This window comes from Methylobacter sp., assembly GCF_036845245.1.
GTDB lineage: Bacteria > Pseudomonadota > Gammaproteobacteria > Methylococcales > Methylomonadaceae > Methylobacter_A.
In genome coordinates this window covers 58,646-66,994 of the sequence record NZ_DAIUEH010000033.1, presented here as the reverse complement: position 1 = coordinate 66,994, position 8,349 = coordinate 58,646, and the positions used below count along the sequence as shown (strand labels likewise).

Sequence of the window (8,349 nt, the reverse complement as noted above, 5' to 3'; positions counted from 1 at the left end):
AAGCCAATAGCTATATCACAAATTATCGCTTCGCTTCAATATGACTGACTACTAGAAACGCTCCGTTCATGCCTCATAAGGACTAAATCTCTCTACAACGCCTTGAAAAATTGCGCAAATTAATGATCTACAGTTGTAATTGCGCACTTGATAAAAACGATACCGTTTAAATCGGCTAATAAAACCCACACTCTGCCAATATAACTTGGCATTATTATTGCTGAACATACATTAAGTCCACGTTGAAAACTAATAAAGGCGGATCCAGCAGCGAACCGCTTAAATAGCTCATATCGACATGAATAAAGAAAACAAACTATTTCCTTATTTTCAACCTATTGTTGGCGCTGCCTGTGGCAACATCATCGGTTATGAAGCATTAGCCCGGCAACATGATGCAAACGGTCGAGTTATTTCGGCCGGCGCATTATTTTCTTCACCGGATATTGCTGTCGAGCAATTGATAACATGGGATCGCATGATTCGGAGGCTGGCGCTGGCGCAATTCAGCCAAACAAACTTCAACGGTTATCTAACCATCAATATCTCAGCCGCCTGGATCGACCAGCTCACTGACTTTAATTCATTACCGACCTTGATGATGCTGGACGAGTTTAATATTGATAGAAGCCGCATTATTATTGAAATAACCGAATCAAAAGGCGATCTGGACAAGCTCGTTGAAATTGCCGGCGTATATCGTAGACACGGTTTGAAAATAGCGATTGATGATTTCGGCGCCGGCTTTTCCCAACTGGAAAGAGTCATGGCCATACAGCCCGACATCATTAAACTGGATATGAAGTTATTTCAGAATGCTACCAAAGGCGGTATTGCCAGTGATGTCGTGTGCTTGCTATCGCGTCTGGCGGAATGCACCGGTTGCCGCATTGTTTGTGAGGGTGTGGAAACTGCTGAAGACTTCCATTTCGGCTTGAGTTGCGGAGCGCAATATCTGCAGGGCTACTTGTTTTCGCCCGCTACGGCAACGTTTAAAAAGCCGCTGCAGTATCAACAACAAATCAGTTCGCTAAGAAAGGACTTCCTGAACAAAGCCTTGATCAAAGAAAAACAAAAGATTCAGTTTATAGCCAACATTAAGCACTTGATCGAACGCCTTAAAACAAACCTGAAAGCCGACTTCAACTTCAGTCACTTAGCAGCACATCCTTTCAAAGACAGCGGCATTCTACGGTTCTATTTATGTAACAACGAAGGCGACCAAATTTCGTCCAATTTTAATTTTGCTGACGGCAAGTGGTTTGAAGACGATACGCAGTTTGGCTTTAACTGGGCATGGCGGCCTTATTTTTACCAATTGTTGGCGCTGGAATCGGTAAAAGACAGTTATCGCATTGTAACATCGGAACATTATCGGGATTTTAATACCGATATGCTTTGTAAAACCCTGTCAATTAGGCTGGACGAGCAGAGTATTTTATTAATTGATATAGCTGCGGAATGGGCATGAATTCAGGTATTCCATAATTCGAACCGGCCAGCAAAATCCAGGCAGGACACGTATGCGCACCATGCCTATCTCATGAACTCTGTCCGAACCGGTTAACTCCAAACAGTCACCATCCAAAATAAGGAAAAGACATCATGCAAAATGATATGAAAAACTCCAGTCAGTTAACGATCAAAATGCGTTTTGCGATCATTTTGAGCACCCTGATCATCGGTTTCTCAGTGTTCGGTTTAGCCGCCTTCAAGGCAATGAATACACTTAACGTTAATAGCCCGGTTTACCAACGCATCATTCAGGATAAAGATATTATTGCCGATATCCTGCCTCCGCCCGAATACATCATCGAATCCTATCTGGTGGCGCTGCAATTGATCCAAAGCACTGACCCTGCCGAAATCGGGGCTTTGGTGACGCGTTTTCAGATGCTGAAAACGGAATACGAGTCCCGTCATAGCCATTGGTTAAATCAGTCTTTGGAACAAGAGCTACGTATTCCTTTGGTAGAGCGTTCTTATCGAGCTGCACAAACCTTTTACGATGAAGCCGAGCAGAATTTTTTGCCTATCATTCAAAGTGCGGAGCGTAACCGTTCGCAGACCAGCCTTCAAAAAATGCGCCGCGCCTATGAAGAGCATCGCGCAGCCATTGATGAGGCAGTAAAGCTTATAAGGGCTCGCAACGTAGACGATGAGGCACAGGCGCTCAGTACAACCCATGACTACAAAGCCGTCCTTACCGGCATTTTCGCATTCAGCGTTGCAATGGCTGTAGCATTGACCATATTGATCAGCCGCGGCATTTTACGTTCGCTCAAAACAGTCCAACAGGTAGCCGGAGCCATTGCAAAGGGTAATCTGAACTCCCGTATCGACACTCGGCAAAAAAATGAGATCGGGGACCTGCTGCGCGCCATGAATACCATGCAACAACAACTGTTAGCACGCGTTACGGAGGAACACAAAGCAGTTGACGAAACCCTGCGTGTCAAGATTGCGCTGGACAACGTCAGCACCGGGGTCTTGATTGCCGATAACGACCGCAATATCGTTTACGCCAATAAATCGGCAATCAATATACTCGGCAAGGCCGAAGCTGAAATCAACCGGCAATTGCCGAAATTTTCTGTCGATAAGCTGGTCGGCACCAACATGGACGGTTTTCATGAAAACCCTGCGCATCAGGCAAGAATGCTTACCGCCCTGACCGGCACTCATGAGGCCGGCATGCAGGTAGGCGGCCGTTCGATGGTGGTGATAGCCAACCCGGTCATCAATGAGTGCGGCCAGCATGGAGGAGCTGACCTCCACCGTACAGCATAATGCGGCTCATGCCCAACATGCCAACCGGCTCGCGGTTGATGCCTCGGACATAGCAGGCAAAGGTGTTGAAGTGGTCGATCAGGTCGTCAATACCATGAATGAAATCAACGAATCTTCACACAAAATCGGGGACATTATTTCGGTGATTGACGACATCGCGTTCCAGACCAACATTCTCGCTCTCAATGCCGCAGTAGAAGCGGCCCGCGCCGGCGAACAAGGACGAGGCTTTGCTGTTGTCGCAGTAGAAGTGCGCAATCTTGCACAACGTGCCTCGACTGCAGCAGGAGAAATTAAAACCCTGATTACTGATTCGGTAAACAAGGTCTTGATAGGCAGTAAACTGGTAGCCCAGGCAGGTCAGACCATGGAAGGAATAGTCAGCTCCATCCATGGCGTTACCAACATAATGACTGAGATCACCGCCGCTTCGGCTGAACAAAGTTCCGGTATAGAACAGGTTAATCAAGCTATCGCGCAAATGGACGAAGTAACCCAACAAAATGCCGCCTTGGTGGGACAAGCTGCGGCGGCGAAATCACTGGAAGAACAGGCGCAAAACCTGGTGTCCACTATGGACAGTTTTAGAGTCGCCGACAATACGGGTAATTCAGGCAGTTTTCTTCAGCTGATGCCCGCACCGAAGAAAACAACATTGACAGGAACAAGTGCCGGAAAACACCTAGCGGCTCGCCGAAACTAAAGTTACAGCTTGCCGATAACGACAATTGGGAAGAGTTTTAATCCCTTTTATTACGGAAAAATCATTCCAACCACGAAAACTCTCAAATGGGTAGCAAACTGTAAATCGTTAGCCCATCTGAGAACCACGAGGGATACAGAAATGTTATTCTAAAAAACAGTTGAGCCGGTTGCTGAGCCCCATCGACAAGCTCATGACAGGCTTCAGCTACGCTCAGAAGGACCTTATCGAAGCATGACCACATTCATTTGATGGTCAACTGATTTTTCCAGGTTTATCCGTGCTTAGCTTTGCGTAAACCCGTGGCTAACCAAGATTTTCAGGCAAACTGGAGTTCTCTTCCCGCGCTGGAAAAGCGGCAGATATCCTCAAATTCGTCTGCCGGCACAGGCTTGCCGAACAAATATCCTTGAAAAATACTGCAGCCGTACTGGCGGAGGAAGGCGAGTTGTTCGTCCGTCTCGACGCCTTCTGCAACAACTTTCAAGCCGAAGTTGCCGGCAATATTGATGATAGTGCGCACCATGACGCTACTGTTCTTGTCGTGCGCGATATCGCGCACAAAGGATTGGTCGATCTTGAGTTGCTCCAGCGGCAAGCGTTTAAGATAGGACAGCGAAGAGTAACCGATACCGAAATCGTCCATGGCGAAATTGATACCTATCTCGCGAAGTTCCTGCATTTTCTCGATGGCATCTTCCACATCGTTCAGGATGAAGCTTTCAGTCAGCTCCAGTTTAAGACAAGAAGCCCGAATGCCGGTTTCTTCGATAGCATTCTTAACTTGCTCGACGAAATAGGGTTGACTCAATTGCCTGGGGCTGACATTGACGGAAACCTGTATCTTGCGCATTACAGGATCCCTCTCCCATCTCCTCAGTTGGCTGCACGCCTGTTCAATCACCCAAGCGCCGATCGGAATGATCATGCCGATTTCTTCCGCCAGCGGAATAAATTGAGCCGGTGAAACCATACCGCGTTGCGGATGCTGCCAACGTATCAAAGCTTCGGCACCGATGATGCAGCCGCAATCGTCTACCTGCATTTGATAATACAATTGCAACTGTTGCAGTTTTACCGATGCACGCAGGTCTTTTTCCAGCTTTGCGCGGTTCTCCATCTCCGCCTGCATGGCCGGGTCGAAGAAACAGACCCTGTTGCGCCCGTCTGCCTTGGCCTGGTACATGGCCAGATCGGCCTGCTTTAACACTTCGTCCAAACTGTTTTGGTGACCTCGAAACAATGTGACGCCGATGCTGGGCGAGCTGTGGTGTTCGATATCGTTAAGCCGGTACGGCTGGCTCAACGCGGCGCGAATTTTCTCGGCGACTGTCTCGGACTGGGCCGCGGCCTCATGCGGGCTGCCGCTCAACGATTCCAGAGCCACCACGAACTCGTCGCCACCCAAACGCGCCACAGTATCGCCCTCCCGCACATTGCGGGTCAGGCGATGAGCCACTTCCTTTAACAGCAGATCGCCGACATCGTGTCCATGGGTATCGTTAATGGTCTTGAAGTTATCCATATCGAGAAACATCAACGCATCATACTTTCCGCTACGTACACTAAGCGACATACTTTGCAACAGGCGTTCATGCAGCAAACGGCGATTGGGCAAATGGGTGAGCGGATCGTAAAAGGCAAGACGGTAAACCTCTTCTTCCGATTGTTTGCGCAGAGTGATGTCCTGCACCATAAACAGCACGACCTTCTCGCCACCCATCTGGGCCAGCGAAATATCGGCAAGATAGGTATGGTTGGCAGTGCCGTCGGCACGGTCGAATTCAAAATCGTTGCAATGTTTTTCGCTTTTCAACACCTGGAAAACCCTGTCGTCCAGCACGGCAAGATCAAGATATTGCCCCAGCGTCCGCCCTAGCCAAACGCCTGCCCTGTCCAGATTAAACATGCGCAGCACCGCATTGTTTACCAGCCGGATTTGCCCATGCGCATTCAGTACGATGAAACCGATCGGCATATTGCTGACTATTTGCTCGGTGTAACTGTGGGCCAGCATCAGCGCCTTGTGTTCGGCGTGAAAGTAGGTGTCCAGTGCCAGTCCCATATCGAAAAATATGACTTTGAGCAACGCACGGCAGGTATCAAGTCCGCGTTCCGGTTCGTCGGCGTAGTGCTCAAACACCAAGGGTATGACCCCGCTCAGGTATTTGCAATAGGCGCTCATATACCACTTGGGCGTCAATCCGACACGCTGATGCACGACGCCGACATGCAGCCGGTTCTCCACATAGGATTGGTTATAACTGCCTTCGGTCAATTGGCTGAAATACGATGCCTGGGCACGCTTCAGGTGTGCCAGCTTGACTTCGTCACCCAATAGCGGACGCAATTCGGGAAAACGCAACAGATGCTCATAGAAAACATCGGTCAGTTTTTCCTGATGCTCCGCCAGTATGTCGTGCAATGATTTGAGCAAGTCGGCATCGCGGTTGTCGAACGCCAGAAAGGATTGACGATGAGCGATCTCGGCGTCGTCAATGCCAATCTCGGTCAGCAGGGAAGAGTGTGGGTACATAATCAATTTGTTTTACCTTGGCCGGTTTGTTTACCCTCTTGCCGAAAGCTATTCGGAGGTATGCGATTGGCAATGCACTTGGCCGAACGGGTTCGGCCAAGAAAATTCCAATTGGAGGAGACAACAGTAGCCAGCAATTCCTGTGCCCAATATCAATCCCGCAATACAAAGTCAAAAACTTTCGACCTAGCCGGAGGGATGACGTCTCAATAATCCACAGACAACTAAAAAACTTTTAAGCAACGACTTAATTTGTACACAAATGAACATATCCAGCCTATTCGTACATTCATGAACGATACGCTTGGCCCGGATCCATCGCGTATCGCTATAAATCCTCTTCAAGCCATGCAACAAGCACCGTTGCAGTGAATTGGCACGGGCTATGCTCTTCACTTATCAACTGCTTCGACAAATCTGCCGAAGAAGCGAGCAAGCCCTTAAATCAACCCAGGAGACCGACCATGCCTATGGTATTACTTAGCTGTGACTCAGCTATCCCCGAACGGGAACAACATATCTATCTTAAAGCCCCCGATGAAGACACCCGGGAATATTTGCCGATCTCCAATGCGGCAACCATTCCGGGTACCTTGTCCGAGCGGGGTTGTGCGTTTTGCGGCGCCAAGCTGGTTATCGGCGGCGTACTGAAAGATACCATCCAGATGATCCACGGCCCCATCGGCTGCGCTTACGACACCTGGCACACCAAACGTTATCCGACCGACAACGGCCACTTCAATATGAAATACGTGTGGTCTACCGATATGAAAGAGAGCCAAATCGTCTTCGGCGGCGAGAAGCGTTTGGAAAAAAGCATGAACGAGGCTTTCGACGAAATGCCGGAGATCAAGCGGATGATCGTCTACACCACCTGCCCTACGGCGCTGATCGGCGACGACGTCAAGGCCGTAGCCAAAAAAGTCATGCGTGAGAGACCCGACGTGGACGTATTCACGGTCGAATGCCCCGGCTTTTCCGGCGTTTCCCAATCCAAAGGCCATCATGTCCTGAACATCGGCTGGATTAACGAAAAAGTCGGCACCCTGGAACCTGAGATCACCAGCGATTACACGATGAATTTTATCGGCGACTTCAATATCCAGGGCGATACCCAACTGTTGCAGACTTATTGGGACAGGCTCGGCATTCAGGTGATAGGCCATTTCACCGGTAACGCCAATTACGATGATTTACGCAAGATGCACCGAGCCCAACTCAATGTCGTCAACTGTGCCCGTTCCTCCGGCTATATCGCCAACGAATTGAAAAAACAGTACGGCATCCCACGCCTCGACATCGATTCCTGGGGCTTCAATTACATGGCTGAAGGCATCCGAAAAATATGCGCATTCTTCGGTATCGAGGAACGCGGCGAGCAATTGATCGCCGAGGAATTCGAGATTTGGAAGCCTAAGCTGGATTGGTACAAGGAACGTTTGGCCGGCAAAAAAATGGCCATCTGGACCGGCGGCCCTCGCTTGTGGCACTGGACCAAATCAGTGGAAGACGATCTGGGTGTTCACGTCGTCGCCATGTCGTCAAAATTCGGCCACGAAGAAGATTTTGAAAAAGTCATCGCCAGAGGCCGTGAAGGTACTTATTACGTCGACGACGGCAACGAACTGGAGTTTTTCGAAATTATCGACTTGGTCAAACCGGACGTGATCTTCACCGGTCCGCGAGTTGGCGAGCTAGTGAAAAAACTGCATATCCCTTACGTCAACGGCCACGCTTACCACAACGGCCCTTACATGGGTTTCGAAGGCTTCGTGAATCTGGCCCGCGATATGTACAACGCCGTCCATAACCCGCTGAAGCATTTGGCCGGTATCGACATCCGCGTTGCCGGATCCAACACGACCGATCAAGACTCCAGAGCGGAAGCCAATCCGGTTTATCCGCGGTTCTTCGATAATGCGAACCCAACCTCGGCTGAGGAACCACTGAAAAGGGCCGTGTCATGAACATAACGGAATCTGAAAGCAAAATCAGCGACTTGTTCAATTACGTGCAGGAACGTTGTCTGTGGCAATACTCCTCACGGACTTGGGACCGCCAGGAAAACATAGACGGCGTGCTTGCGAAAGCCGCCGACTTGATCCTCGGCCGGGAGCCGACAAAAGAAACGCCTACGGAGAAACTGCATTTCGCCGAAGCCAAAATCCTGGTCGCCGATTGCCAAGAACGCTACCCCTGGATTAAAGAAGTATTGGAACCTGAAGTCAAAGCCTTGATGGACGGTTTGAAAAAACGTCTGGTGGATATAGCGATTACCCAATCGCATAACCGCGAACTTAACCACCGTCTGTATTGAGGA

At 49.4% G+C, this 8,349-nt stretch carries 6 protein-coding genes; 5 read left to right on the top strand and 1 reads right to left on the bottom strand.

The features are described from left to right. Nucleotides 1-298: 298 nt before the first annotated feature. From V7051_RS15200 to V7051_RS24695, 3 genes are all read left to right on the top strand, one after another. On the top strand, nucleotides 299-1,471 hold the full coding sequence (locus V7051_RS15200; protein WP_333875461.1) for an EAL domain-containing protein: 1,173 nt from the start codon (nucleotides 299-301) through the stop codon (nucleotides 1,469-1,471). A gap of 134 nt (nucleotides 1,472-1,605) precedes the next feature. Beyond that, nucleotides 1,606-2,790, top strand: a complete 1,185-nt coding sequence (locus tag V7051_RS15195) for a HAMP domain-containing protein (RefSeq protein ID WP_442919659.1) — start codon at nucleotides 1,606-1,608, stop codon at nucleotides 2,788-2,790. Next, nucleotides 2,759-3,493, top strand: coding sequence for a methyl-accepting chemotaxis protein (locus V7051_RS24695; protein ID WP_442919658.1), 735 nt, complete (start codon nucleotides 2,759-2,761; stop codon nucleotides 3,491-3,493). Before V7051_RS15195 ends, V7051_RS24695 begins: the two co-directional genes overlap by 32 nt. Before the next feature lie 319 nt (nucleotides 3,494-3,812). Here V7051_RS24695 and V7051_RS15190 read toward each other — a convergent pair whose 3' ends face one another. Beyond that, complete coding sequence (locus tag V7051_RS15190) at nucleotides 3,813-6,029, bottom strand: EAL domain-containing protein (RefSeq protein ID WP_333875459.1); 2,217 nt, start codon at nucleotides 6,027-6,029, stop codon at nucleotides 3,813-3,815. 464 nt (nucleotides 6,030-6,493) lie between these two features. Here V7051_RS15190 and vnfD point away from each other — a divergent pair, with 464 nt between their 5' ends. Both vnfD and vnfG read left to right on the top strand, forming a co-directional pair. After that, nucleotides 6,494-7,996, top strand: a complete 1,503-nt coding sequence (gene vnfD, locus V7051_RS15185) for a nitrogenase vanadium-iron protein, alpha chain (protein ID WP_333875458.1) — start codon at nucleotides 6,494-6,496, stop codon at nucleotides 7,994-7,996. Next, nucleotides 7,993-8,346 (top strand): V-containing nitrogenase subunit delta, encoded by a 354-nt coding sequence (gene vnfG / locus V7051_RS15180; protein ID WP_333875457.1) that lies wholly within the window; start codon nucleotides 7,993-7,995, stop codon nucleotides 8,344-8,346. Before vnfD ends, vnfG begins: the two co-directional genes overlap by 4 nt. Nucleotides 8,347-8,349: the final 3 nt, after the last annotated feature.